Below are 26,295 nucleotides of genomic sequence, written 5' to 3'. Positions count from 1 at the left end.
ACGGATCGGTATTGAGACGTAACCCAGTAACCTCGTAACCCCGTAACCAGCGAACTGCCTAACTTTGCCTTCATGCGCCTTCTCCTTCCCCTTCTCCTGCTGGCAGCCATCAGCGTCAATGCTCAGACGTATAAAGAATCGCTTGGGCTGCGGCTTAACGGTGGTGTGATCTTCAATAGTCACAGCGGGAGTGTTCACGAGACAGCGCAGATCGTCGACTGTGGCGAACTCACGTCGGGCAGTGGCATAGGCCCGGCATTTTCGCTGGGGCTTGAGTTTCCATTCGCCCCCTCCATCGGACTTGGTGTTGAGTTGGGGTATTCAAACCGGAGTGGTACGTTCACGCGCGTGAACTCGTATCCGATGAGAGACTCGTTAACTGGCAACGACGTAACGATGCTCACCGATTATGACTTTGAAGCAACGCTCCATTATGTCGAGATCAGTCCAAGCGTCATCATCCCGATCATCGGTTCATTTGACAGACGCACGCTTGGCTTCAGCATCGGTCCGCGTATCGCACTGCCTGTTGCAAAGAGTTATGTGCAGCGAGAAACCGTAACGTCGCCAAGCAATGCTGTGTTTATCGTAGACGGACAGCGCACGCAGGAACGTATCCTCAGCGAGGGTGAGCTGATCTCTCCATCATCGATGCTCTTTGGTGCATCGGCCGGTGTTGAATCATTCATCCCCATCGGCGAACACGTAGCATTGGTTCCGCGCATCAGTGCCGACTATTTCTTCACCAACGTCGTTACCGATGCTGAGTGGAAACTTTTTGGTGTGCGTGCAGAGATCGGCATTCGTTGGTCGAGCGGGACAACTACTCAGCCCCCTCCCCCTCCACCAGCAGTGGTCGTAGTACCGGCAATGCCTGCACCGCCTCGGATCGCATTACAGCTCACCGGGTTCACCGGCGAAGTGGTCACCGGAAATGAGCTCCGTGCATCTACGCCCATCGTGAATGCCGTGTTCTTTGATAGTGCATCATCAGACGTACCGCCGCTCTATCGCCGGAAGCGCGAGAACACCACCTTCAGCACCGATCCCGTTGAAGCTCACGGGTGGCTACTTCTGCGCATCGCAAGTATCATCGAAGCCAATCCGAATGCACGCATCATTTTGGAGGGGGCTACGGGCGGACCAACAACAGAACAAGAAGGTGTTGCCCTTGCTGCACGCCGAGCAGAAGCCGTCCGATCGATCCTTGTAGATCTTGGTGTGCCGAGTTCAGTGATCAGCATCAAGAGTTCGGTACTGCCGCGCGTGCCATCGAACAGCGAGTTCGCCGGTGGACGTGCCGAGAACCGTCGAGTAGACATCGTAGTTCAGAACGCCCCTCTCCAACGTTGGGTGTCTGCTGAAGAATTCGCCGTTGCTCAGGGCACACTCACTGTACGCGCTGTCCTCTCGGGCGGGGCACCAGACGCACGACCGCAGAACATGGTCCTTACCGTCAATGGAAGAGATACCGTTGTGATGACATCAGTCATTGAGAATGGCCTTCGATTCGATATGGCCATTGCTCCATCACAGACAACCATCCCTGTGACCGTGATGGCATCTGCCGGTGGCGCCATTTCACAACGCGACACTATCCTGGACGTGACGAAACTCCCGCGCAGATCCATTGCCCTTCAGACCGACAAGTTCGATGCCGTCCTCCGCTTTGACTACAACAGCGCCGAACTCAGCGAAAACGAGAAGAACCTGTTGCGACAGCTCGCAGAACAGGTCCAAGAGAACAGCACCATCATTATCGAAGGCAGCGCGGATGTGCTCGGCTCTGAGGATCGCAATCGAATCCTCTCCGAACAACGCGGCTCCAACACCGAGCAGTTCATGCGCTCGGTTGCGAACAAGAACCTGAACTTCAAGACTTCAACCCGCACCGATAAATACAGCGACGATACGCCGCAGGGACGGTTCTTGAATCGGAGTATTCACGTAAGGATTCTTCAAGCGCCTTGATAAGCGCCTTCTGCAAGCGCCTTCTGCAAGCGCCTTTTTAAGCGCATTCTTTAAGCGCATTGTTCAAGACTCTTGCAGAAGGCGCTTGCAGAAGGCGCTTATCAAGGCGCTTAAAAAGCCTCTTATAGAAGGCGCTTATCAAGGCGCTCAAAGATCTGAGGTACGCTTACCCCCCGCCATCTTCACGATCTCATCATCATAATGATCGGCGATAACGGCAACGGATGTAACGGCGGCTTCGAGTTCGCTTGCATCGAGTTTGGAGCCCGGGAGCGAGTAGGTATAGATGATCGTGTCATCAAAGAGAAGTCCGAAGGCTCCGAAGTGGAGTTCGGCGTTTTTGCGGAGGAGCCACTTGAGCAGTTCTGGTGTGATCTCGGCGCCCGATACCACTTGGGCCATGATCTCCACCATGGTGTCCGTCTCGGTGTAGCGGCGCACGACAACGCCTACGCTTGAAGAGCCGTAGGACAGGGCATACGATCCGTCGCTGAAGTCAACCGTTTGCGGAAAACGTTCCTTAAGAATGGCCGCAACGTTTGCGCGTGTTGATTCGATGATCGCGTCGGGGGTCATTGCGCATCTCCTGGCTTATCTGAATTGGCTTCTGGGAGGAGCCCCATTTCCTTCTTCAAGGCAAGGAGTTCGGCATCTACCTGACCGCTGGTTGAGAGCTGTTTGAACTGTTGATCGAGGTCGGTGTTCTCGCCGGCGAGTTGTTCAAAGGCAACGGCCTCAGACTCAAGCTTCTCGATCTTGCCTTCGAACTTGTCGAACTTGGAGAAGGCATCGCTGCCTACACCCGAGAACGATTGAGCGATCTGCTTCTGAGCCTTTGCGGCTTGGGAACGGGCGATAAGCGTGCTTTGGCGTGACCGTGCTTCATCGAGTTTATGCTTCAGTGCCGTGAGCTGCTCGCGCATCTTGGCCGACGTTGCTGTTGCCTGTGCAAAGATCGGTCCGAGGTCAGCGGCATTTTTGTCAGCTGTAGCCTTCTTCTCCAACGCCGCCTTGGCAAGATCTTCCCTATTGGCCTGCAGGGCTTGCATGGCCTTTTGTTGCCACTCAGCGCTCAGGGCTCGCTCCTTGGCGATCTTCCGCTCCAAGCCCTTTTCATTCGCAATGGCGTTGGCTACTGCAAGCGTGGTCTTGTTGACGGATTCTTCCATCTCAAGAACCATCTGCTTCAGCATTTTCTCTGGATCCTCCGCATTATCAAGCGCGTCGTTCACGTTTGACTTAAAGATGTCGGAGATTCGGTTGAAGATTCCCATCGAGTTCACCTTTCGAGTTTATCCTGCCAAATTACGCAGTATGTCAGTTACGTATCCTCACGTTATTGGTTACAAGGTTACAAGGTTACGGGGTTACGGGGTTACGGGGTTACGGGGTTACAGGGTTACGGGGTTACAGGGTTACGGAGTTACTGCGTAACCTTGTAACCTCGTAACTATGTAACTACGTAACTGAGTAACTTCCTCCCATGCTTCCTTCAGATTCCATAGAGCGTGTGGTAGAGCTGTTTGCCTCGCTCCCCACGATCGGAAAAAAGACTGCCCGACGTCTCGCGTTCCATGTTTTGCGCCAACCGGCTGAGCAGGTGGAGCAGTTTGCGCGCGCCTTGGTGGAGATGCGGACCCATGTACGCGAGTGTACAGTGTGCCATACCTTCACCGACACAGAGGTGTGCGGGATCTGTGCGTCTGCCAAGCGTGATCCATCCACGATCTGTGTAGTTGAGCAACCGTCGGACGTAATGGCGATCGAGCGGACAGGAGATTTTAAGGGGCGCTACCATGTATTGCACGGAGCCCTTAGCCCCCTGGATGGGATCGGTCCGGAGGACATCAGATTACGTGAACTTATTGCCCGACTCGGAGCCGATGTTCAAGAGGTCATCCTGGCGCTCAATCCTAACGTTGAGGGAGAGGTGACCACGCAGTACATCGCCAAGATGGCATCGCCGCTTGGTGTTCGATTAACGCGCATCGCGCGTGGTGTTCCGATGGGTTCCGATCTCGAATTCGCCGATGATGCAACACTTGCGCGGGCATTTGAGGGGCGGGTTCCGGTATGACGCCCGAGTGGTATGCGTCGTGGTTTGAATCTCCGTGGTACATGCGCCTCTACCGTCACCGCACGGAAGAAGAAGCCCGCGAGGCCGTGGATCTCGTGCAGCGTTTGGCCGGTGTCCCCCGCGGCAGCAAGGTGCTCGATCTCTGTTGCGGCTACGGACGTCATGCTCTGGCCCTCGCAGAACACGGATATAAGGTAACGGGGCTTGATAACTCCCACTATCTCATCGATAGAGCACGTGAGCTCTATCCGCATGAGAACGTGAACTATGTTGTTGGAGACATGCGCGGTCCGTTTCCTATGGGCCCCTTCCATGCCATCGCCAACTTCTTCACAAGCTTCGGTTACTTCGATACACACGAACAGAATGTTTCCGTTCTGCATGCGATACGAGCCAACCTTGTCGAGGGCGGTGTGTTTGTGATGGACTTTCTCAATGCAAAACTGTTGCGCTCGACCCTTGTTGCTGAGAGTATGGGGCTTATCGATGACGTAACAGTGATGCAAGAACGGTGGATCGATGAGCCCTTTGTGCGTAAGCGCATCACGATCAGCAATCCTTGTTCATACGAGCAGGAGTTTGAAGAACGGGTGTGGTTGTATGACAAGGATGCGCTGGTTGATATGTGCATTGAAGCCGGACTTCGCGTGAGGTCGATCCATGGTTGGTATGATGGTGCTGAATTCAACGAGGCAATATCTACCCGCTGCATCATCGTAGCCGAGGCAACATGAGATCGATGTTGCTCATCGCTGTGCTGCTCTCATCGTGCGCAACACGCACTCCGGAGGAGCCCACGGGTAATAGAGGGACCTATGAGCCCCCTACAAGTCCGAGCATTGTGATCGAGAACTTCCAATATGCGGTGATCGAGAAGAACACGCAGAACTTCATGTTGTGCCTCGCCGATCAATCGCGGAGCAGGTATCCCTATGTGTTCGAACCATCCGCCGAAGCCGGAGCACGTTTCCAGGCCGTGTTCGCGTCATGGTCGGTGACCAAGGAACAACAAGCATTTCTGTCGATGATCGCCCGTCTTCCAACCGATCAGAACCTCGGTCTTGAATTCGACAACAGCAACATCGCCTATGCTTCGCCCGACTCAACGGTGTGGGTAAGCGACTATACATTGACAGCACAACTCGGTATTGCAAGTCTGCCAACTGTGCTCAATGGAACAATGGTGTTGAGTATCACACCGGAAGTGAGCGGTCTGTGGAGCATCTCCCGGTGGAGCGATGCAAAAAGACCAACCGACACTGTGGAGTCTACGTGGTCGCTGCTAAAGGCCCAGCTGAGCAACTAGAAGTTCACTCCACTCCATCTCGCTGCGCTCGATTTCGTCTCCCCTCACATCCTGAGAGGGCTTTTCGTTAGTCCTCTCTCTCAGAATGAATGCCCCGAACACAAAGGGATGAAGAGGCTGGGGGATGATCCTAAGCGATTCGTTGTTCGCAATCATGTGTTCTCTTGGTTGTGTCTTGGCTTCTAGTGCTGATCTTTGAATGTGGAGTTAAAGATGTAGTGCTGAGTTATGGTGTTGTGTCTTGGCTTCTACTGCAGATCTTTGTATGTGAAGTTCTGCTTGACTTGAAGTGAGAATTTGGTTGTGTCTTGGCTTCTAGTGCTGATCTTTGAATGCTAACCAAATGAGCGCATGGATAACAGACAGGTTGTGTCTTGGCTTCTAGTGCTGATCTTTGAATGCTGTCCTCATTGGTTGCACCGTGTAGGGAGTGTTGTGTCTTGACTTCTAGTGCTGATCTTTGAATGCATCGAACCTTCTTCTTCGGCGGGACGATGGTTGTGTCTTGGCTTCTAGTGCTGATCTTTGAATGCTGGATAGCTAATACCTTCGGCCTGTCAATGTTGTGTCTTGGCTTCTAGTGCTGATCTTTGAATGCGAACCCCGCCACCGACTACTGCAACCACCAGTTGTGTCTTGGCTTCTAGTGCTGATCATTGAATGCATACTCGGCCGAGAAGCATGTAATTGATATAGTTAGAGTGTTATGGGTATGCAGAAAGGCTCCTCAATCGGACGTTGACACCGTCTGGTCTATGCGTTTTTTCTAGAACATTTCGAGCTGCGAAGGTGGTTTTGAGTCCGGCTGACGCTCCTGACCCCAGAATGTGGTCATGGACGAGTATTGCTTGTCAGTAATGGTGAGAATACTCACCACGCCCTGCTCTGGGATGATACCCTCAACTCGACCGATATGGACAGTGGCGTTCTCCCCGGATGCACAATGTCGGACGTAGACAGAATACTGGAGCATTATAAGCCATCCTTGAGTAGCTTTCGCCGAAAGGTGGTATAAACTCGGCGCTGCTTCTTGGTCAGCACGGGCAAGTCAAAAAGTACACAGAGCCACACGGTGCGGTACTCGCTTTTCCGCATAATGACGGAAACGCTGGCAAGTCCCGATCGCCAGCAAAAACTTGCGCCATTGATGCTGCCGATAGCTGGATAGAGTTGAGCAAGGGGCGCCTCCCCTCTGGCCAAAACGAATCAACAACGAGGACGTTAAGAATCTCGCGTTTCATCTCTGGCGATAGGTCATCACCCTGTTCCCATTCCAACAGTTTTTGAATGAGATGTATGCCAACGAAAGGACGGTAGGGTTCCATTATGTCGTCAGCTAAGACAAATGCATTGCCGCGGTTTGAGTGTTTGATTCCAAGAGCCGGATGCAAGCCCGAGGCAACTAAGCTGCGGGCAACACGAGCCGCACCACGGCATAACCATAGTTCAGGGCATTACTGGGAAACGGACCATCGGGGTCACTTCGCGTCTTGAAAAGACTCAGCACAGCCTTCCAATAAGCTGCCGCACTTACACCTTCCTGATTGGTACTGTCGTTGGTTAGCACTTTCTGAATCCGACGTCGGATTACGCGATCGTCCGCACCTAACTCAAGAAGTACATCTGCCTGATTGCGGTTTTTACACTTGATGATCTCCTGCCACGAACGCTTTCTAGTTGGCAGCGACGATTCAATCTGTTGCCGCAAACGCAATGCATGAAGGCTGTTCCCCTCCAAGGGAAGCAACAACCCAATGGGATGGCGAGTGCCATCGCAGAAAATGGTAGTAGAGCTATTCTTGAGCAGTTTAACGAGTAATGATGATGTGGACGTGACTTGAAGTGAGTCGATTTCGAGAAGTCCAATGTCCTCAATTGGATAGTGACATCCTTGTCATCATGATCCCATTTCACAACCAACTGTTCGTCCTTGGTTGAGAGGTAGGAACGAGAGCTGATACTGATAGTTCGCTTAAGCATTACCAACTCACCTGGCCAATCTCGTCGACCTTCATCTTCTGCCCAGTGACTTTGTTTGCAGCCAATCTAAACTCAGCTCCAGGCAATTTGTCAATAGCCGCTGCATGATGTCGGAACTTGATGCGCCCTCCGGCATCTGAAGTGACAGACTGAACCTTATAAACATTGCAAACTTCAATTGACTCAGAGGGACTAGGAATTGAAGTGCAGTAAAGTTCATTTATTCGATAAGTATAAAAAGGTCGATCAACTGAGATTTTAGTTGAAGCATCTGTAGCTTCGAGTAGCGACAGAACCTGGCGGGGTCTTGAACCACCACCGTCGACTACCACTCCCAGAATAATCCTATCATTCGATCCTGGCTCTACATAGACTCCATGATCTCGAAGAAGAACCATATTACTTGCCGCCTTGTAGATACGGACCCTCTTGATCCTAGGGCCGCGGGATCCATTGAGCGTTGTCATATAGACAGGTTCCATAAAGGCCGTCTTGGGGACGGCAAACTTTGTCGATACATCTATACCTAGCACTGTGAGGCGCTCCAGAAGAATTCCTTTGATCACTGGATCGACAACATCCATGATCATACTAGCAGTAAGTGACTCAATTGGTTTGCGGACAACGTAGAGTGGAATACCCTTTTCATTTGTGAGCGGAACGCCATGGTCATCATGAGCAATACCGTAAATCGTTTCCTCGTGCAACTGACCTCTTCGCTTACGATTGACTCTGTGACTAACAATGACATTGTCTATACACCGTGTGGCCATCGCCTTAAGACCCGGCAATGGTTCTTCCGGTAGGCGGATACGTCCGTCTGCATAGTGCTTCTCGAGGTCGGCACCCAAGCCCCTTGCATTAAGTTGAGCCACCTTACTAAGTAGACCGCGATCCGTTAAGGCGACCACCAGTGCATCAATTGCATGATGCCTATGGTCTGCTCTACTCTTCGTACCCGCTGAATGTGCCTCTGCATCGAGCCAGGCTCTGCCAACAGCCGCGAGATCTGGGAGAACGGCATCGAGACCCCAACGCCTGCGTAGAGCGGAGGTAAGCATGCCATTTGACACGACAACGTCCTCGCAGATGTACCTAAGATACTTGGCTGTGAGACGGCCTATGTATCGAGTGTCATTGAGTTGGCGCAATAAGAAGTCTTCTCCGTAGAGTTTCTGCATGTCTTCGGTTGACATGAAGAATCGAACGCTCTTTGATTTGTTGATCTTGTTCGCTCGCACGAGCGCATCAACCCTTTCTCGTAGTTCATTACGGTTGAGAACACCTGCATCGCATGCCTCAGACGGCGACATGTTCTTCTTCGCAAGGTTTATGCTACGCAAACAAAGGACCTTGTTGTTTCTCGAATCATCCAATGTGCGGCTATATGGCATGATATGGTCTATGTCAACGGGCCCGTTGAATAGCATGTCTTGTGAGATCGCGTTGCCCGTGTAAATACACCTATGGTTTTGCTCTTCCCAAAGTTTGTATCGCTCTATATCAGCACGTTTGGGCGAGTCTACTCCAAACTCTAATCGAAGCTTCTGGCGAATCTGTTCGTTCTCGTCTCGAAAACCCTTATTCCTCTTCTCGATCTTCACTCGTTCGATTTTCGGCTTCTTCAGCTCTCTTGCGAGTTCAACTCGAACGGAATCGAACGGTCCGTGGCGTTTGATCAGCAGATTCACAACCTTGCGCATTTCTGCGAACGATGTCTGGACAATTGGGTTTCGAATATCCGCGCTTGAGAGTGCCGGAACTACATCAGAGATCACAATTTCTCCGTCGGGCTGCGAATGATTGTAGCCCGCGAGCCCACATGCCTCGTGGTACAACATGCCATTTTCTAGGTGCGGCAATATTCTTCGAACTGCCTTTAAGCAAAGTGAACCATAACTTTCCTCTAGACGAAGTTTTGATGCCTTGACCGCTTGATCATGGGTCAGTTGCCAAGTCTTCTTCGCATACTCCTCAAGCCACTCTGCGTCTTCCGCGAGGTTAAAGACATTCCAAATGCTGTGCATTTCACCTTGAGACATCATAGCCACTCGATCTGGGCCAAAGACGTCCGTGAATTTTGCAACAGTGCTGCATGCGTCGAGTCGTTCTAGATTGAATCGATACTCGGCCTTCGTTGACAATCCGAGTAGCTTGTAAAGTACGTTCCGTGGCTTCGTAGTATCGATGCTCTTCTCTTCCGTCAAGTAGGTGAGAAGTGCCGAACGTTCCATGGCCGTAAGCTTTCTGTCGTCGTCGAGAACCCGACCTGGACCATAGACTTCAAGATTATTGACTTGTTGAAGGAGTCGGAAACGTTGGAACTCGGGGTGACTCTTGTGGCATCGTTTCTTACCAATCTCAAACCTGCAGTTACCAACTAGCTTACGCACAGACTTCAGTGGTCGTTGCCAGAATACTAGCTTCATGATCGTTTCGATTGACTCTGGCGTAAGCTCATTGTGGAATTGAGATTGCTTCGTTAGAAGGAGATCAAGTTCAATCTCTAGATGTTCGCGCAACAAGAACCGTTTCCTCCGGCGGACCTCTCGCGGATTCAATCCAGCGAGGTATTCGCCTGCAGTGCGAAACTCTTTTGAATAATCAGGGTGCCCATCCAATACTCTTGACTTTACCTTCAGATAGCTTTTCATCCGTCGCAATTCTGGGTGAAGTGAATCCATTATTGCATCAATTCCCGGCCTATCATCGTCTGGGCTTCCCTTAAACAAAACACCACTCTCTTCTTCATCAGACGAAGCCTTGCGGTTTGAGCGAAATCCTCGACGAGCGTTGATATGATCGACGCATCGGCCAATCTCAAAAAGTTCTAGCCGTTCATCAAGTCCCTTTTTCCTTAAATGGTACGGATCACGCTTGAGAAGAACGTCAAAATTCTCAGATTCAGTCGGAAGGAGTCCATTTCGAATGAGGAATAGCCGCAGTTGGTTTCTCCGTTGCCGACTTCTTTCGTATTGCCGACGCATTTGACGCTTGAGTCTACGCTGGGCATTCCTTGATGCTTCATTTTCTCCATTGAGATTATCTACACCAGCAGTGAAGATTCTCGACCCCATTCCAGTAATGGCATCTTCGTCGGTGTTTACAATCGCCCACCCAAGCGAATTCGATCCAACATCTAGTCCAAGAATCTTTCCCACAAAAGCCCCTTGCAATTATGTCAACTGCCTTGTATGTTCGTTCCGCATTCAAAGATCAGCACTATGCCTTTACACAATAAGGCTTAGTAATAAGCTGTAGGACGTCGTGTCCTTTACCCGACTTCTGGTCGGGTTTTTTTTGACCAGTTTTTGCGAAATAGGCAAAAAATCGAGGGCAAACAACTCTAATCTGGACCGATTGAATGCTTCCAGGCACAGTATCTGAGCCCGCTCGACACAGTTTGTCGCAGATTGCTCTTTTAAGAACATTCGCCCCTCAATTTCATTGAACCGTCATACAGTCATAACGTCATATAGTCATACCGTCATACCGTCATTTCGTCATTTCGTCATTTCGTCATTTCTTCCTTCGTAACTTCCCACCAAACTATTCGATCCACGGAGGCTCCTATGTCGCACGACGCAGCACACGACCACGCACACGAAGAAGACCGTGTTGAAGACACCATTGCTACGCGATTCCTTGGCATCGTTGTTGGCATTCTTGCAATTGGCGGTGCCGTTGCACTTCAGCGCACAATGGGATGGCATCCTGTTGTTGGCGGTGTGATCACGGGGCTCCTTGGAATGATCATGGGTGCACTCGGCACGAGTGTTCGCGGACCGATCCGCGCTGCGGTTCTTGGGTGGGCCGGCGGAATCTGTTTCTTCACAAGTATTGCGATGTTCTTCGGTCTTCGTTTCTGGTGATGTTGATCGCATGATCGCACGTCTCACCACGATCTGTGCGTTCGTCTGCATCATTACATCATGCACGAACCCCTTTGCCCCCTCCATCGCTGTTGATGGGGATGCATCGGCGATCTTGGGTGACCAGAGAACGGTGGAAGGACTTTTTCAGAACTTCCGGTATTCATACGTCTTCAGAGATACACTCACGTACGGTCGTTTACTCGATCGTACGTTTTCTTTTGTGTATCGGAACTACGATAAGGGAGTGGACGTAACGTGGGGTCGCGATGAAGACATGCTTGCAACGCATGGACTCTTCTATGCTGCGCAGCAGCTGGACCTTGTTTGGAACGACGTTGTTGTTGCCGAGGGCGACAGTCTTGCGCAAAGCATCTCTCGCGGATTCAACCTTACGATAACCCTCAGCCCTACGGATGTTATCCGTGCACAAGGCCGGGTGAACCTCAGAATAGAACGTCCCGCCACCGATGCCGTCTGGAAGATCGTGCGGTGGCGGGACGAATCGAATTACTTCTGAGCGTTACTTACTCTTCGGCGGGAAGCTCTTCAACGTTGCACCAACTACCTCGTGAATGATGGCCTGACGCTCTTCGGGGTTGCGTGCTTGTTGTAGGGCACCGGAAGCCTGACCTTTCCACGCCAGCATCTTCTTCTTCACATCGAACATGTCGATGTGAAGTGTGCCTTCTGAATACCGGTTCTCAACCACCTGCGTGCCATACATGCCAGGTGAGCCATATCCCCAATATCCGCCGTAAGAGTATCCAACGGTGCTGTAGTTGACCATTTCCTTTACGCCGGCGTAGGTCAGGACCATGAGGTCTGCAGATGCTTCATCTGTAGCCTTTGTAAATCCTTTGCCATTGAGATCTGCTTCGATGGCAGCAACAACCCGCTTGCGAACGATCTCTTCCTTGGCAAGAATATCGTTGGGGATCTTTGTGTGATCGGAGATCCAGTATGTCTTGAGCGTACTGAACGTGATGTCCGGGTCATAATCCGTCTTCACATCCCAACCACCGCATGCTGTAGCGAGGAAAGCGGTTGCAAGACAAAGTCCGAGGAGTAGTGTTTTTGTCATAGTGGTGAGCCCCTTTATGGCAAGATTATTTCTGAAGAACAAGACCGTTTTTAGTGATCGATGGAACAATGGTTGAGGCGAATGAATCTGCAGCATCGGAGAGCGAGCCCGGATTGAGGATCTCGGTCTGGGCTGACCAGACGAGGTCGCTTGTCATTACGTCGAACATGTTCGCTTCAACGTATGCCTCTACATCAGTTGTGTAGTAACCGGGAGTTTCAACGGTTTGATACGTTGTGGTTCAGTAATTCGACCAGCCATTGTAATACGATGTTGGCTGGTAGGTAACAGTGCCCGGAACATACCGTTGTTGTTCCTTGATGTCCTTCACTCCAAAGATCAAGACGGCTTCGTATCCATCGTTCTTAAGCTTCGCGGCCAACTTGTCGGCAATTGTTGGGTCATCGATCTTTCCATCCTTGTTGGCATCATAGGTTGCCTGTGGGAAGACATCACTTGCTGGTACGGCCATTGTCCCGGCCTTTGCAAGTCTGGTGGCTACGGCGCGTTCTGCAACAGATTGGTTGACAAGGGATTTTGTCCCTACGGCGAAGACAAGGACCTTTTTGTAGCCCTTATTCATGTATTCCGGCTTTGTCCATGTCCCGATCAGTTCCGTATAGGTACCGCACGAGGTGAGAGAGACGGCTGCAAGCACCATGAGGAGCGAGCGAAGGAGACGATTCGTGTTCGTGATCCGTAAGAGGTGAAGAACAGCCTTAAATATACGACGGAGTGCCACCACAGCCTCCTTTTCGTATCTTTGTAGTTCGCACTAACCCCAATGCAGACAAGGATATGGCTCTTCAGAACCGGTCGGACTATCGCAACATTGCAATCATTGCTCACGTTGACCACGGCAAAACAACGCTCGTGGATCACATGCTTCGCCAAAGCGGAACGTTCCGCGATAACCAGGTGGTTGCCGAACGGGTCATGGACTCGAACGACCTGGAGCGCGAAAAGGGCATCACGATCATGGCCAAGAATGCATCCGTGCATTGGAATGGCTATAAGATCAACGTGGTCGACACTCCGGGCCACTCGGACTTTGGCGGTGAAGTAGAACGCATCCTCTCGATGGTGGATGGCGTGCTCCTTCTCGTTGATGCAGCCGAAGGTCCGCTTCCGCAGACACGTTTCGTGTTGCGCAAGGCCCTGGACATGGGATTGAAGCCGATCATCGTGATCAACAAGATCGATCGCCAGGACGCACGTCCGGCTGAAGTTCTTGATGAGATCATGGAGCTCTTCATCAATCTGGGCGCTACGTATGAGCAGCTCGACTTCCCGATCATCTATGCGATCGGCAAGCTCGGTGTAGCCAAGCTTACGATGGAAGAAGAAGCTGTATCTCTGGATCCACTCTTTGATTCGATCATCAAGCACATTCCGCCTCCCAAGGTGGACATGGATGTGCCGTTCGCCATGGTCATCAGCGCACTTGCCTGGTCAGACTATGTTGGTCGTATCGCCGTTGGACGGATCATCGAGGGTTCGGTGAAGGTTGGCGACAACGTCAATCTCATCAAGCCCGACGGATCGAAGGAATCAACTCGCATCACCAAGATGTACGTGTACGAAGGTATCGCTCGTGCTGAAGTCAATGAGGCTTCCGCCGGCGAGATCATCGCCCTCTCTGGCTTTGAGAATGTCTACATCGGGGAAACGATCGCTGATGCATCACGCACAGAGCCGTTGTCCTACGTGAACATCGAAGAGCCAACGATCGCCATGTATTTCATGGTGAATACATCGCCCCTTGCCGGACGTGAAGGAAAGTTCGTCACCACACCGAAGCTCAGAGAACGTCTGTATCGCGAATTGCGTAACAACGTCTCCCTCCGTGTTGAGGACTCTGACTCCCCTGATGTGTTCAAGGTATCGGGCCGAGGCGAACTTCAGCTCGCTATTCTTATTGAGACCATGCGCCGAGAAGGGTATGAGTTCGCTGTGTCACGTCCGGAAGTACTCTTCCGTCGTGATGAGAAGGGGGCTCTTGTTGAACCGATCGAAAACGTCATGGTCGACGTTCCACAAGAACACGTGGGAACGGTGATCGAAAGCCTTGGCAAACGCAAAGGTGAGATGACCGGTATGACGCCGGGAAATGATAGCGTGCGTTGCGACTTCCTCGTACCCGCACGTGGTCTCATCGGTTTCCGTACGGAGTTCCTTACGTCAACACGTGGTATGGGGATCATCCACCATACCTTCGATTCGTATCAGCCATATAAGGGGCCTATCAGTGGCCGACTCCGTGGAGCGCTTGTGTCGATGGAGACCGGACAGTCCACGTCCTATGCACTTGAAATGGTGCAGGTACGTGGTACTCTCTTTGTCGAAGCTGGCCAGCCGATCTACGAAGGCATGATCATCGGTGAGAATGCCCGCGAAGACGATCTGAGTGTGAACGCCTGCCGTATGAAGCACCTCACGAACATGCGTTCGAGTGGCTCGGACGGTCTCTTGAAACTGGAAGCACCGCGCCAAATGTCGCTCGAACAATGTATCGAGTTCATTGAGGACGACGAACTTCTGGAAGTAACACCGTCTTCGGTGCGTATGCGCAAAAAGATCCTCGACACCACGATGCGCCAACGCGCAAAGAAGCGCGAAGCGGCTGCCCTGGAGTAACCATCCGTATGATGTCTGTGTCTCGAACCGCACACTTCCTTGCGATCGTTCTTGTTGCGAGCCTCGCGGCCCACGCAACAGAGATGATGCCAGGCGATGCTACGCTGCTTCGCCTACGTCTTCAAAAGAACATGACCTTCCGGTATGATGCTGAGACAACGACTTCCCAACAGATGAGCGTGATGGGCCAGGACATGACAAATGACATTTCCTACAAGGTCCGCATCAGTATGGCCGTGGCGGACGCAACGCTTGATCGTTCGTCCATCACCTGCACATTCTCCGATGCCAAAACATCGGTCTCGGTGCGCGGTATGGATGAGAATGTGCCCGGCATGGACACGACCATGGCGTTGACGCAATTCGACGGCGCCACGATGACAATGACGCTGGACCCAACGGCCAAAATCGTCTCTGTTGACCGAGGAAGCAACTCTGAAGCTAGCTCCCTCTTCAGCTCCATGCGCATCATGGAACGTATCAATACGGTCTTCCCGGTCAAGGAAGTCCGCATCGGAGATTCCTGGATCCGCACCGTTACCGATACCATTGCCTCGGGTCAGGGCGATGGTCACATCTACACCACAATGACGCTCAAGAATACCTACCGCGGTGTTCGAGACACAATGGGAGTACGCTGCTGGTTGATCGAGACGGAGTCTTCGTCCTTTGACCAACGCGGAACGATCTCAACAAATGGGATCGACATGGACGTGGACGGCTCGGGCACGTTCCGCTCGCGTTGCTATGTTGAAGAGAAGACTGGCATGACGGTGATCACCATCGGTGATGTAACGAGTGACACACGGATGTCTCTGAGCGGACAACAGGAAATGATCATACCGGTAGATACGCACCTGACCTTCACTGTCAAACGACGTACAGAAAAGAAGTGATCCGCAGTCTCTTCCTCACTCTCTGCTTCCTCTCGGCCACTGCTGCCGGGGTTGCACAGTTCAACATCGTACCCGGCGGCAAGCCACTCGTGTTGGGCAAAGACACCTTGTGTTTCTCGTATGATCTGCGCACAGGTGACACACTTATCTACACCCTCGAGGCGATGGACAGCGTAGACGTCGTCAGCGGTCAACGTTTTGCCAAGTTCCGCAGCGAGGCTTATAAGATCATCTGCGACTCTGTCTCTCCATCAGGTATCATGCATCTGACAATGGGGCTTGTGTTCGCCGCTGAACGTCATGTGCGCGGAGTCGATACCACAACACGCACAACCCACCCATGGATCGGCCGACGTCAGTTCATCGGCATAGATCGTCTTGGTCACCGAGCATATGCACGATCGGACAACGACACGTCGGCTACGGTTTCTCCCGGCGGGGCTTTCCAACCGATGCTCCTGCCGATCATCGATACGTCATGCGGGCGTCAACAACAAAGTTGGCTCTCCCAGGATACCGTCCTTCTCGTCGAGAATGCAGTACCAAATCCTGTGCTCATTCAACAGAATTTTTGGCGTGTACTTGATCACTTCGATACGCTCGGACGCAAAACCCTGCGCATTCAGTACACACAGACAGGAAACGGCGCGGTGGTTCTTCGATCACGCGGCAACTCTTTCCAAACTCAGTCGTTACTTGCCGGCTATGGGCTTGTGACGTTTGATCGTGCATTGAATGTTATCCTTCATCAGTTCGCCACTGTCGAGAACAAATTCACCATGACCATTCCCGGTGGAATCGAAGTGAAGGGTACACACCAGACAACGGAGACGATCACGTTGCGCGAGCTACGATCCCCTGATCCGCGCCGACGGTGGAGCAAGGATCCATCACCAGCGAAGCGATCGAAAACAAACCACTAGGCGCATGGTATGACGCGTATCTACCGAATATTGGTTGCAGTTGCGGCGCTGTTCATTCCACTTCTGGGGTTTGGACAGGAATCCGGTGCCGGTAGGTTAACCCTGAAGGAATGTATTCGGATCGGCATCCAGAACAGCTTTGACCTGCAAGAGTCCTATGCCTCGTCCAAAGCCGCCGGTGCCGGTCTCACGCAGGCCTTTGGCGCCTACCTGCCATCAGCTGAGATCACCGCCAATTATTCGCGTCAGCTGACAAACCTCAGAGAACAATTCTCCATCGTGAACGGTGTTCCGATTGTGGGTCAGCCCCTTCCCAACACCTATGGACTGAACGGCTTTCTGAATCTTACGCTGTTCAATGGCTTCCAGCGCGAAGCTCAATATGATGCTGCTCAGAGCAACGTTGAAGCAACTACATCGGACGTGCGATTCAACCGACTCTTCGCCGCCTATGACATCACGCGGAAGTACATCGACGTGCTACGCAAACAACAGCTTCTCAATGCACGTCGCGAGAATCTGGCGCTGAGCCAGGCTACCTTTGAACGGGTGAAGGCTCTGAAGGAAAGTGGCCGAACCACGATCCAACAGGTGATGTCGCAAGAGACCGAACTCGCCAACCAAGAAGTCAGTGTTGTCACAGCACAGAATGATCTTGATGTTGCAAAAGCACAGTTGCTTGCTTCCATGAGTGTGAACCCAACACAGATCATCGAGGTGGACGAGACATCGATCCCCTCAGAGGCAACAGCACAGAACGTTGAGACGTTCAGGCAGAAGATCGGACCGGAGACCGTGTCCATCCAGCGCGCCTTTGAATCTCGTCCCGATATCAATGCTTCTCGCAAGCGTGTGGATGCTGCGGAATCAGGTATCACGACTGCCAGTGCCGGGTATTGGCCTACGTTGTCCGCGAATGGTGGTTATACATGGCGCAACTTCAACATCGCAGACTTCGATCGTCAAGGCCAAGTCTATATCGGTATCAACCTTCGAATCCCTGTCTTCGATCAGTTCAATACCAACCTTCGTATCGAGAACGCACAGTTAACACATACGAGGCAGGCAATGTCCTTGGCACGGTTAGAGAATCAGATCCGTACCAACATCCGCAGTGCCTATCTCCAACTTGGAGCCGCTGAAAAGGGGCTTGAGATCACGGACAGAGCGATCAAGTCTGCAACGATCAATTTCAACGCCGTACAAGAACGTTTCAATGTTGGTTCTGCAACCTTGCTCGATGTTCAGACGGCGAACAACCAGCTTATCACGGCACGCGTGAATCGCGTCACGGCGGTCTATGCCTATCACGACGCCGCAACCTATGTTGAATTCACGGTTGGCACCTACGGAGATCTGTGATCATGGCAAAGAAATCTTCCCGCAAGGGTCTCATCATCACCCTCATCGTCTTGTTCGCTGTGATCGCCGCTGCTGCTGCGTGGTTCATAGCCGGACGTAAGGATGGGCCGGTACTTGTTAGCGTTGAACCGGCGCAGATACGCACGATCACACAATCGGTGAGTGCTATTGGCCGACTCCAACCGGAGCTCATGGTCAAGGTTTCGTCGGAGGCAAGCGGCGAGATCATCTTCCTTGGAGTTCGAGACGGAGACACGGTCAACAAGGGCCAACTTCTTGTGCGGATCCAGCCCGACATTATGGAGACGCAATTGTCGCAGACTCGTGCTGCAACTGAATCAACACGGCTCTCCATCAACGTTGCAAAAGCTGAACTCGACCGGACAGAGTCTGACCTCAAACGGATCAACGAACTCTACAAAAAAGAATACGCCTCTAAAGAAGAACTCGATCGCGCTCGTGCAGCCTATGAATCAGCATCGGGTCGTTATGCGCAGACACGATCAGACTATCAACGTGCTCAGGGGGCGCTGCAACAAACACAGGCCACTGCAAGCCGCACAACGATCTTCTCGCCAATGAGTGGTATTGTTACCTACTTGGGAGTGGAGAGTGGCGAAAAAGTTGTCGGCACTGCACAAATGCAGGGCACAGAAATGATGCGCATCGCAGACCTGCGCGTGATGAATGCCTGGGTGGACGTTGATGAGAACGATGTTGCCATGATATCCCTTGGTGATACGGCGCGCGTCCGCATCGATGCTCTTCCGGATGTTTCGATGCGCGGCATCGTCTATGAGATCTCCCATTCACCAAAGGTGAGTGGTCAAGGAACGCAAGAAGAAGTTGTCAACTTCCAAGTCCGCATTCGCCTTATCGATAAGGATGGGCGCATGCGTCCCGGCATGTCCTGCAGCGTAGACATCGAAACAGAAACGAAGAGCAATGTTGTCAGTATTCCTATCCAGGCCGTTACAGTGAAGCAGAGCGGAGATCAAGCCAACGGTGCATCCGATCCGCGAATGGAGAACAAGAAGGATGCTATTGAGAAGCGCAAGTCGCGTCCGGAGAGCATGGTTTGGATCTACTCAAATGGAACCGTACAATCTCGCGTCGTGAAGACCGGCATCAGCGATGACGGATTCATCGAGATCGTGTCAGGACTGAAGAAGGACGAGTCTATCGTCACAAGTCCCTACCAGGCCATCAGCAAGCTTCTCAAGCCCGGCGCACAGGTTCGTGTTGAAGACCCCGAAGCACGTCAGGATCGGTTCCGCCGCCTGAGGCAGGAACAATGAGTGAGAACATCATCGAGATCGCAGATCTCGTCAAACGCTACGAGATGGGTCACGAAGAGGTCTTCGCCCTTCGCCACGTCTCTCTCACTCTAGGCAAGAACGAATACGTTGCGATCATGGGGCCATCGGGCTCCGGCAAGTCCACGTTGATGAACATGCTCGGCTGTTTGGATACACCTACATCCGGCACGTACTTCTTCAACGGACAGAACGTGAGCGAGATGGATGACGATGATCTTGCTGCCATTCGCAACAAGGAGATCGGATTCGTCTTTCAGACCTTCAACCTTTTGCCGCGCGCAACTGCGCTGCAGAATGTGGAGCTTCCACTTGTCTATGCTGGATTGAAAAGTGAGGAGCGACGTAAGAGAGCGATCGAAGCCATCACACGTGTTGGTCTTGCCGATCGAATGGATCACCGACCGAATGAACTCTCCGGCGGACAACGTCAGCGTGTTGCGATTGCTCGGGCGCTTGTGACAGCCCCCTCCATCATTCTTGCGGATGAACCAACGGGGAACCTCGATACAAAGACCGGACAGGACATCATGAAGTTGTTCGGCGATCTGTGGCGTGGCGGGAACACGGTGATCCTCGTAACACACGAAGAAGATGTTGCCAGACATGCCCATCGCATCATTCGGTTGCGCGATGGTTTGATCGAATCAGATGAGGTGAACCCCAATGCCACGTCTGTCTGAAGTCCAGGAATCTTTCCGTATCGCCGTCACATCCTTGCGTGTGAATCTGATGCGTTCCATTCTCACCACTGCCGGTGTGGTGGTTGGTGTGGTGCTCGTAGTGCTTATGGGCTGGACCATTGGTGGACTTGACGCCGTGTGGGAGAAGACCATCTCGATCATCGGCAAGGACATGATCTATATCGACAAATGGAATTGGGCAGGGGGCGGTAACTGGCGCATGATGGAGGCGCGCAAGGACATCACGCTTGAACAAGCAGAGGCATTGTCGGCTCGTATGGAATCTGCCGAAGAGACTATCCCCATCACCCGCAAATGGGGCGGTTCCGTCAGCCTCGGCAACACCAGTCTCAGGTGTTCGATCATGGGCACCACATCAACCTATGGCAACACATCCGCCGGTTCTACGGAGGAAGGCAGATTCTTCAACGAGGTTGAAGAACGCGAGGCTGAGAAGGTTGTTGTTGTTGGCTACAACATCAAGAAGAACCTGTTCCCGACTGAATCTCCTGTTGGAAAGTCTCTAAAGATCGCCGGCGTTCCGTATCGCATCGTTGGTGTGGTTGAGAAACGCGGATTCCTCTTCATGGATTTCATCGACAATCAGGTCTTCATTCCGCTGTATGCATTTCGCTCATCGTTTGGGTTCTTCGATCGCAGCTTCTCTGTAGGACTCAAGGCCGGCAGTGAGCGAATGTTGGATATCGTTCGTGACGAAGCAGTTGGCCATATGAGATCCATCCGCAATGTTGCACCTGCGGACGAAGATGACTTCAGCATCAATGAGATGAAGGCCTTCGATCAGCAAGCAAAGAACATTCGACTTGGGATATGGGTGGTTGGAATGGGGCTTACCCTTCTCGCCTTCATCGTTGGCTCCATCGGCATCATGAACATCATGTACGTCTCCGTTACGGAGCGCACCAAGGAGATCGGCATTCGTAAGGCGATCGGAGCACGTCGCTCATCGATCCTGGCACAGTTTCTCATTGAGTCTGCGATGTTATGCGTGGCCGGTGCCCTCATTGCCTTCCCTATCGCCCAGATCATCGTTGGTTCGGCGCAATACCTTGCCGTGAATGTTTTCGAACAAGATTGGGCGAGTGTGGTGAGCCCCCTTGTCCCGTTTGACCTCTTGGGCATTGCTGTTGGTGTATCGATTCTGGTAGGACTGTTGGCCGGACTCCTTCCTGCGATCAAGGCATCGGGTTTGGATCCCGTTGAGGCACTTCGATCCGAATGAACATCTTTGAGTCCATAACGATCGCCCTTGACGCCGTCCGCTCCCAGAAGCTTCGGTCGAGCCTCACGTTGCTCAGCATCGGCATTGGCGTGTTTGCCATCATCGCCTCTACCTCCATCACCAATACCTTGCAACAAGCCGTCAACGGTCAATTGGCAGATCTCGGTGAGAATTCCCTCTTGATCCAGCGTACACCTACCATCGTCTTTGGCACCAACTGGGCCAAGATGAGACGCAGAAAGAACATCACGTATGATCAGGCGAAACAGTTTCGTGACAGGATGACGAACACAAAGCTTATCACCATTAGCAACACGTCTCCCGGGTATACGATCAAGGCCGGACAAGAGTCCACCAATCCTACTGTGTCATTGATCGGAATCGATGATCTGTACTTTGCTGTGAACGTCACAACCATCTCGGACGGACGCCCCGTGATGGAGTCGGAAGTGGTCCTTTCGCGCAATGTTGCGATCCTTGGCACTGATATCGTAAACACACTCTTCAACGGTGAATCCTGCATTGGTAGAACGATCTCCATCCGTAATCAGCAGTTCACGGTCATCGGCATTCTCGAGGCAAAGGGCGGGGTTATCGGAGAAAGTCAGGACAACCGTGTCTTGATCCCCATCACCGTCTTCAACAAGTACTACACATCTGAGTGGGATGCCAGCGTCGACATCTCCGTCAAGGCCGAATCCAAGTTCCAACTCGAGGCCACCCAGGACGAAGCCATTGGCATCATGCGTTCACTACGCAAGGTGAAGCCGTGGGAGGACAACAACTTTGAGTTGGATAGGAATGATGCATTGACCGGACAGTTCTCCGGATTCTCAACAGCCCTCCTTGTTGTGGCATGGATCAGTGGACTCGGAGCCTTAGTAGCTGCCGGCATTGGCATCATGAACATGATGCTTGTGAGCGTCAAAGAACGCACACGGGAGATCGGCGTACGCAAGGCACTCGGTGCACGCAAGTCGTGGATCGTCCGACAGTTCCTCATCGAGAGCATCACCCTCTGTCAGTTAGGGGGCCTCACCGGCATGATCGGCGGACTTGGAACGTCGTGGGCAGTGACAGAGATATTGCGATTCAATAACATGCCCTCCATCGTCTATGTCCTCCCGTGGGGTACGGTGGTCTTCAGCATCGTTATCTGCACCATTATCGGTATTGGCTTTGGACTCTATCCTGCGTGGAGAGCTGCCAACCTGGATCCGATCGAGGCGTTGAGGTATGAGTAATGCTAAATGTGCTAATGTGCTAGTGTGCTAGTGTGCTAATGTGCTAGTTTTGCGACATGAGGAGCGCAGTCATTCTTGTCCTGATGGTTGTGGGTGCAACAACAGTTGTAGGTCAGGATAATGACACGTTGAAGAATCTTCCTCTGCTCAAGAAGTTAGGAGCTTCAGAGGACCTCATGGATCTGGTCGGCTTACGGTCCGTTGAGGAAGAGATCAGATTAACAAGACTTGCGATGGACACAAGTGCCGGTGCAGAGACGCCGCCGCTGTCCCTCTTTCTCTTGCCGTTCATTGCAGCCAATCCGAACAATGGATTGATGTTGGGCTTCGGTGCTCAGGCGGGATACTATCTTGGTTCGGCAAAGGACACGCGGATATCTTCGTCGCAAGGTTCGGTCTCGATCACCACCAAGGATCAGACGATCATCACAACGCAGTCGACGCTGTTCTCAAGTAAGGACCGTTGGCAGTTCCTTATCGACTGGCGGTATTACGACTTCACACAAAGCACGTACGGTCTAGGTTCAAGCTCTCCTGAAGGCTCCCCAGTTTTTGGCGGATTCACGATCAATGGCATTCATACTGTTCCTATACCAGGTGAGCAGCCAATGGCCTTTGATTACCTGCGACTTCATCAGATGGCACTTCTCCAAGTACATGACGATCTTTATGTAGGTGTTGGAGCGTTGTTCGATTTCCACCTTAACATTGTTGACGAGGATCTCGATCTTGATTCAACTACGCCGGTTGTCACCTCGCACTATGCCTACAGCAAAGCGTTTGGATTTGATCCCGTGAAGTACTCAACAGCTGGCCTCTCGTTAGAGGCAGTGTATGACAAGCGCGATAACTCCATCAGCCCCTTCTATGGACCATATGCACGGCTTGCATTGCGCCAGAATCTGGACGCGATGGGCAGTTCGCAGACAAGTACCTTGGGTTGGGCGGAGTTCAGGACGTATATCTCGCTCGACCATATCCTTCCACGGAACGTCCTCGGCATTTGGACCTACATCCACGGCGTTCTTGCAGGGAACGTTCCGTATCTCGATCTCCCTGCACTGGGCTACGACTTCAACGGACGAAGCGGTCGCGGATACCTCCAAGGTCGATTCCGCGGAACTTCACTTGCCTATGCCGAGGTTGAATGGCGCTTCCCGATCACCCGCAGCGGACTTCTTGGTGCCGTCGTCTTTGGGAACTTCACAAGCGCCTCACGTCCGGCCTATGATATCTACACCGAAGAGAAACTCTTCCACCGTTTCCGTGGAGCAGCTGGTGCCGGACTCCGTATCATGGCCCTCAAGTATTCACGTACAATGATCGGTATCGACATGGGATACTCATCGGACGGGAATACAGCGATCTATTTCTCGGTGGGAGACGCTTTCTAGTTACGTCATCCCGAGCGTAGTCGAGGGACGAACAACGTGCCTCGACTACGCTCGGCATGACGTTGTTAGAACGAGAAGTACCACCGTAGCGCATAGTAGATAATGAACGGCAGTGATACCACGAGGAAGAAGGCGATAACCCGTGTGAATGATACGCGCTTCTCGCCCCATTCAGCGACCTGCCAATTGTACGGGAACACCTCCTTGCCCAATGCGCGAGAGAGGATTGGGGAGCTAACTAGTTTCTTGCTCCAATACGATGTGTGTGAAGCAGCCGGGAGACCCATGTAGCTTGGATGGATGTTGCGCACGAACTTCTTAAAGCGTTGAGTATGGAGGAGTCTACCCGATACCGGGTCCATAACCAGATAATAGTTCATCCACCACTCATCCATTGTGCGGCCAATGGCCATGCGCTGTGATGTAAGCCACGATAGCAACGTGCTCGACTCTAACTCATCGCGCAGACATTCTTCAAACAGGAATGTCGCCTTCTGTAAGGGGCTCCCCATCGTAATGAATCGATGGAAGCCGGCGATCACGCGTTGTGCAGCTTCTGCACGCTTGAAGGTTATGTCCGTTGGTTCATGGTGTGAAGCGGCGTTGATCGCATCTCGACAGATCGACACAACATCGAGCATCGTGTTGTACGAGATCACGGTACCAAGACTATGCGAGACCCACACTACTGTATCGAAGGTAACAGGTTTCGACTCCAGATGGATCTTCTTCTCATCTGGAAGTTCGTCGAGATTGAGATCGAGCCCGAACATTCTTAAGAACGCCGCAGCTACGCGCCTATCGATGTTCTCACAGATCGCCCGTTCCGTATCACCTTCAGGTCCACCATACACACGCACATCATTCACGATGGTGGCCATCACCCGCGGCATACGGATCAAGAGTCCTATCATTCCAAGGACACTGAGGAGCCCCATGAGCAAATACGTGATGTAACGAGTGATCCCAACCTTCACCAAAGTCTTTGGGGAGATCATGCGTAAGAGTCGACCAATGAACCACATCAACGTGCGGGGTCCACTCAGCGATCGTGCACGAAACAACTGCACCAACTCTGCCCGCTCCTCCGCACCCAATGTAGCAGCAACTTCCGGCATCGATGCTTCAAAGTCATCGTAGTTCCCCCACCATCCATCATGGACGTATGGCACACCTGCTTCAGCAACGATCGAACAATTCTCATCAGCGCAATCTACCGCTGCTTCAAATCCAACACGCATCGCATTGGCTGTCTCGGCGTGACGTTGATCACCGATGCCATGCACAGTGAAGATCGCTACAGTCCGCGCCGGATTCTGTGTTCCATTCGATAACACGTCCGGCAACAGTCCATATCTCCATGGAATGCCCGGTTGGGTAAGAGCTGAGGTGCGTCTCATCGAATTCCCCTATGACGATATGACGAAATGACGGTATGACGTAAGTTACATGAACACGATCTATGGAGGGTATAGTGACTGTTTTTCGTTGGCTTGTGTTCGTTCTTGTAGCTTTGGTCTCAACTGTTTATGCTCAGACCCAGGATAACGGCAGTGCCTCTACGTATATGGGGTTGAGAGGGGGCGCTACATTCACCATCCACGAATCCGATGATCTCTACTACCCGCAGAACAACGGCTGGATAGGCGGAATATCTCTGGAGACAGATCTTGGTCCGAATGGGTCCACAACATGGGCATTCATGCTCAATGCATCATATGGGACATATCGGCTTGCCACAGTTCTGCAGGGAGAGTGCCTTGATTGCATTGAACCCGCACCTGAGGATGCCAGTACGTATGAGGTGTATCAGACGATATCGAGTTTGGAGATTTGTCCAGTTCTTGCCATTCGCATTGGTGACACTGGCATTGAGGCCCTCGGCGGAATCTCCATCAGTACCGTCACAGGGATGTATACCGAACAGATACAAAGGTTTGGCGATTCCGTTGCCGCTCGGATTCGGCAACAATGTCCTGAGTGCCCTTTTCTTGACGAGAATACCATGTGGAATGGTGAGCATGATGCGAACACTTCAAGCGGCATCAAGTTCGCACTTGTAGGCGGACTCCAATACGTCCTTCGTATAGCATCAACAGAGATCGTTCCGGCCGTTCTCTACCGGTACGGCTTGACCGCGTCGACGGATGTAAACAACACGATGCTCCGAGCGTTCGATGCTACCATTGCGCTGCGTGTACCGCTGTGAAATGACTAAATGACTCAATGACGTAACCCCGTAACCCTGTAACCTCGTAACCCAGTAACCCCGTAACCTCGTGACTGGGTAACTCCGTAACTTCCCTC

Annotated in this window: 24 protein-coding genes, 1 pseudogene and 1 CRISPR repeat array; of the genes and pseudogenes, 16 read left to right on the top strand and 9 right to left on the bottom strand. The window is 52.2% G+C overall.

The genetic code is table 11. The features are described 5' to 3' along the window. Positions 1-72 precede the first annotated feature (72 nt). Positions 73-1,971, top strand: a complete 1,899-nt coding sequence (locus IPI29_00960) for an OmpA family protein (protein MBK7411110.1) — start codon at positions 73-75, stop codon at positions 1,969-1,971. Between the two features lie 147 nt (positions 1,972-2,118). Here IPI29_00960 and IPI29_00955 read toward each other — a convergent pair whose 3' ends face one another. Both IPI29_00955 and IPI29_00950 read right to left on the bottom strand, forming a co-directional pair. Further along, entirely contained in the window at positions 2,119-2,547 is a 429-nt protein-coding gene (locus tag IPI29_00955; GenBank protein MBK7411109.1) for a YbjN domain-containing protein, read from the bottom strand. Next, positions 2,544-3,245: a PspA/IM30 family protein gene (locus IPI29_00950; protein ID MBK7411108.1), complete on the bottom strand. Its 702-nt coding sequence runs from the start codon at positions 3,243-3,245 to the stop codon at positions 2,544-2,546. The genes IPI29_00955 and IPI29_00950 overlap by 4 nt, the downstream gene beginning before the upstream one ends. Before the next feature lie 209 nt (positions 3,246-3,454). Here IPI29_00950 and recR point away from each other — a divergent pair, with 209 nt between their 5' ends. The 3 genes from recR to IPI29_00935 are packed head-to-tail and all read left to right on the top strand — an operon-like array spanning position 3,455 to position 5,354. Further along, entirely contained in the window at positions 3,455-4,048 is a 594-nt protein-coding gene (gene recR, locus IPI29_00945; GenBank protein ID MBK7411107.1) for a recombination protein RecR, read from the top strand. After that, positions 4,045-4,782 (top strand): class I SAM-dependent methyltransferase, encoded by a 738-nt coding sequence (locus IPI29_00940; protein MBK7411106.1) that lies wholly within the window; start codon positions 4,045-4,047, stop codon positions 4,780-4,782. Before recR ends, IPI29_00940 begins: the two co-directional genes overlap by 4 nt. Continuing rightward, positions 4,779-5,354, top strand: coding sequence for a hypothetical protein (locus IPI29_00935; protein ID MBK7411105.1), 576 nt, complete (start codon positions 4,779-4,781; stop codon positions 5,352-5,354). The genes IPI29_00940 and IPI29_00935 overlap by 4 nt, the downstream gene beginning before the upstream one ends. A 167-nt stretch (positions 5,355-5,521) precedes the next feature. Beyond that, positions 5,522-6,018: direct repeats of the CRISPR family, unit length 36 nt; unit sequence GTTGTGTCTTGGCTTCTAGTGCTGATCTTTGAATGC. Between the two features lie 102 nt (positions 6,019-6,120). On the opposite strand, the pseudogene cas2 reads toward IPI29_00935, so the two are convergent. The 4 genes and pseudogenes from cas2 to cas9 all read right to left on the bottom strand — a co-directional run bounded on the left by cas2 (position 6,121) and on the right by cas9 (position 10,495). Further along, positions 6,121-6,449, bottom strand: a pseudogene (gene cas2 / locus IPI29_00930) (CRISPR-associated endonuclease Cas2). Beyond that, positions 6,389-6,745, bottom strand: a complete 357-nt coding sequence (locus tag IPI29_00925) for a hypothetical protein (GenBank protein ID MBK7411104.1) — start codon at positions 6,743-6,745, stop codon at positions 6,389-6,391. The pseudogene cas2 and the gene IPI29_00925 overlap by 61 nt, the downstream one beginning before the upstream one ends. 11 nt (positions 6,746-6,756) lie before the next feature. Beyond that, the gene (locus IPI29_00920; protein MBK7411103.1) at positions 6,757-7,230 is read right to left on the bottom strand and encodes a CRISPR-associated endonuclease Cas1; all 474 of its coding nucleotides are present in this window, start codon (positions 7,228-7,230) and stop codon (positions 6,757-6,759) included. A gap of 103 nt (positions 7,231-7,333) precedes the next feature. Further along, positions 7,334-10,495, bottom strand: a complete 3,162-nt coding sequence (gene cas9, locus IPI29_00915) for a type II CRISPR RNA-guided endonuclease Cas9 (GenBank protein MBK7411102.1) — start codon at positions 10,493-10,495, stop codon at positions 7,334-7,336. Positions 10,496-10,906: 411 nt separating this feature from the next. On the opposite strand from cas9, the gene IPI29_00910 reads away from it, so the two are divergent. Beyond that, on the top strand, positions 10,907-11,206 hold the full coding sequence (locus IPI29_00910) for a hypothetical protein (protein MBK7411101.1): 300 nt from the start codon (positions 10,907-10,909) through the stop codon (positions 11,204-11,206). A gap of 52 nt (positions 11,207-11,258) precedes the next feature. Continuing rightward, entirely contained in the window at positions 11,259-11,726 is a 468-nt protein-coding gene (locus IPI29_00905; GenBank protein MBK7411100.1) for a hypothetical protein, read from the top strand. Positions 11,727-11,729: 3 nt separating this feature from the next. On the opposite strand, the gene IPI29_00900 is transcribed toward IPI29_00905, so the two are convergent. Together IPI29_00900 and IPI29_00895 are read right to left on the bottom strand one after the other, a co-directional pair. Next, a complete protein-coding gene (locus IPI29_00900) occupies positions 11,730-12,290 on the bottom strand; it encodes a DUF4136 domain-containing protein (protein MBK7411099.1) in 561 nt (186 codons plus the stop codon). Positions 12,291-12,531: 241 nt separating this feature from the next. Then, entirely contained in the window at positions 12,532-13,032 is a 501-nt protein-coding gene (locus IPI29_00895; protein ID MBK7411098.1) for a hypothetical protein, read from the bottom strand. A gap of 56 nt (positions 13,033-13,088) precedes the next feature. Between IPI29_00895 and typA the strand changes: the two genes are divergently transcribed. Genes typA through IPI29_00850 form a run of 9 tightly spaced genes read left to right on the top strand, consistent with a single transcriptional unit; the run spans position 13,089 to position 23,988 of the window. Continuing rightward, on the top strand, positions 13,089-14,927 hold the full coding sequence (typA, locus tag IPI29_00890) for a translational GTPase TypA (GenBank protein ID MBK7411097.1): 1,839 nt from the start codon (positions 13,089-13,091) through the stop codon (positions 14,925-14,927). A gap of 8 nt (positions 14,928-14,935) precedes the next feature. Then, positions 14,936-15,823 carry a hypothetical protein gene (locus tag IPI29_00885; protein MBK7411096.1) on the top strand — a complete coding sequence of 296 codons (888 nt, stop codon included), beginning with the start codon at positions 14,936-14,938 and terminating at the stop codon, positions 15,821-15,823. Further along, positions 15,820-16,746 (top strand): hypothetical protein, encoded by a 927-nt coding sequence (locus IPI29_00880; GenBank protein MBK7411095.1) that lies wholly within the window; start codon positions 15,820-15,822, stop codon positions 16,744-16,746. The genes IPI29_00885 and IPI29_00880 overlap by 4 nt, the downstream gene beginning before the upstream one ends. Positions 16,747-16,755: 9 nt before the next feature. Continuing rightward, positions 16,756-18,108 carry a TolC family protein gene (locus IPI29_00875; protein MBK7411094.1) on the top strand — a complete coding sequence of 451 codons (1,353 nt, stop codon included), beginning with the start codon at positions 16,756-16,758 and terminating at the stop codon, positions 18,106-18,108. Positions 18,109-18,110: 2 nt separating this feature from the next. Continuing rightward, positions 18,111-19,406: an efflux RND transporter periplasmic adaptor subunit gene (locus tag IPI29_00870; GenBank protein ID MBK7411093.1), complete on the top strand. Its 1,296-nt coding sequence runs from the start codon at positions 18,111-18,113 to the stop codon at positions 19,404-19,406. 8 nt (positions 19,407-19,414) lie between these two features. After that, complete coding sequence (locus IPI29_00865) at positions 19,415-20,107, top strand: ABC transporter ATP-binding protein (protein MBK7411092.1); 693 nt, start codon at positions 19,415-19,417, stop codon at positions 20,105-20,107. Next, positions 20,091-21,350, top strand: a complete 1,260-nt coding sequence (locus IPI29_00860) for an ABC transporter permease (GenBank protein MBK7411091.1) — start codon at positions 20,091-20,093, stop codon at positions 21,348-21,350. Before IPI29_00865 ends, IPI29_00860 begins: the two co-directional genes overlap by 17 nt. Continuing rightward, positions 21,347-22,594, top strand: a complete 1,248-nt coding sequence (locus tag IPI29_00855; GenBank protein MBK7411090.1) for an ABC transporter permease — start codon at positions 21,347-21,349, stop codon at positions 22,592-22,594. The genes IPI29_00860 and IPI29_00855 overlap by 4 nt, the downstream gene beginning before the upstream one ends. 56 nt (positions 22,595-22,650) lie before the next feature. Beyond that, complete coding sequence (locus tag IPI29_00850) at positions 22,651-23,988, top strand: BamA/TamA family outer membrane protein (GenBank protein MBK7411089.1); 1,338 nt, start codon at positions 22,651-22,653, stop codon at positions 23,986-23,988. 65 nt (positions 23,989-24,053) lie between these two features. Here IPI29_00850 and IPI29_00845 read toward each other — a convergent pair whose 3' ends face one another. Next, on the bottom strand, positions 24,054-25,388 hold the full coding sequence (locus IPI29_00845) for a hypothetical protein (protein MBK7411088.1): 1,335 nt from the start codon (positions 25,386-25,388) through the stop codon (positions 24,054-24,056). Between the two features lie 74 nt (positions 25,389-25,462). Here IPI29_00845 and IPI29_00840 point away from each other — a divergent pair, with 74 nt between their 5' ends. After that, complete coding sequence (locus IPI29_00840) at positions 25,463-26,197, top strand: hypothetical protein (protein MBK7411087.1); 735 nt, start codon at positions 25,463-25,465, stop codon at positions 26,195-26,197. Positions 26,198-26,295: the final 98 nt, after the last annotated feature.

This window comes from Ignavibacteria bacterium, assembly GCA_016707005.1.
In the GTDB taxonomy this organism is placed as follows: domain Bacteria; phylum Bacteroidota; class Ignavibacteria; order Kapaibacteriales; family Kapaibacteriaceae; genus UBA10438.
Note: the sequence above shows the minus strand (reverse complement) of the source record. Positions and strands in the feature narration are given on the sequence as shown.

Excerpts from the sequence above, each read along its gene's own strand:
- IPI29_00940 (MBK7411106.1), top strand. The coding sequence starts at position 4,045 with ATGACGCCCGAGTGGTATGCGTCGTGGTTTGAATCTCCGTGGTACATG.
- IPI29_00950 (MBK7411108.1), bottom strand. The coding sequence starts at position 3,245 with ATGGGAATCTTCAACCGAATCTCCGACATCTTTAAGTCAAACGTGAAC.
- recR (MBK7411107.1), top strand. The coding sequence starts at position 3,455 with ATGCTTCCTTCAGATTCCATAGAGCGTGTGGTAGAGCTGTTTGCCTCG.
- IPI29_00855 (MBK7411090.1), top strand. The coding sequence starts at position 21,347 with ATGAACATCTTTGAGTCCATAACGATCGCCCTTGACGCCGTCCGCTCC.
- IPI29_00860 (MBK7411091.1), top strand. The coding sequence starts at position 20,091 with ATGCCACGTCTGTCTGAAGTCCAGGAATCTTTCCGTATCGCCGTCACA.
- IPI29_00845 (MBK7411088.1), bottom strand. The coding sequence starts at position 25,388 with ATGAGACGCACCTCAGCTCTTACCCAACCGGGCATTCCATGGAGATAT.
- IPI29_00850 (MBK7411089.1), top strand. The coding sequence starts at position 22,651 with ATGAGGAGCGCAGTCATTCTTGTCCTGATGGTTGTGGGTGCAACAACA.
- IPI29_00910 (MBK7411101.1), top strand. The coding sequence starts at position 10,907 with ATGTCGCACGACGCAGCACACGACCACGCACACGAAGAAGACCGTGTT.
- IPI29_00885 (MBK7411096.1), top strand. The coding sequence starts at position 14,936 with ATGATGTCTGTGTCTCGAACCGCACACTTCCTTGCGATCGTTCTTGTT.
- IPI29_00935 (MBK7411105.1), top strand. The coding sequence starts at position 4,779 with ATGAGATCGATGTTGCTCATCGCTGTGCTGCTCTCATCGTGCGCAACA.
- IPI29_00900 (MBK7411099.1), bottom strand. The coding sequence starts at position 12,290 with ATGACAAAAACACTACTCCTCGGACTTTGTCTTGCAACCGCTTTCCTC.
- IPI29_00875 (MBK7411094.1), top strand. The coding sequence starts at position 16,756 with ATGACGCGTATCTACCGAATATTGGTTGCAGTTGCGGCGCTGTTCATT.
- IPI29_00955 (MBK7411109.1), bottom strand. The coding sequence starts at position 2,547 with ATGACCCCCGACGCGATCATCGAATCAACACGCGCAAACGTTGCGGCC.
- IPI29_00870 (MBK7411093.1), top strand. The coding sequence starts at position 18,111 with ATGGCAAAGAAATCTTCCCGCAAGGGTCTCATCATCACCCTCATCGTC.
- typA (MBK7411097.1), top strand. The coding sequence starts at position 13,089 with ATGGCTCTTCAGAACCGGTCGGACTATCGCAACATTGCAATCATTGCT.
- IPI29_00960 (MBK7411110.1), top strand. The coding sequence starts at position 73 with ATGCGCCTTCTCCTTCCCCTTCTCCTGCTGGCAGCCATCAGCGTCAAT.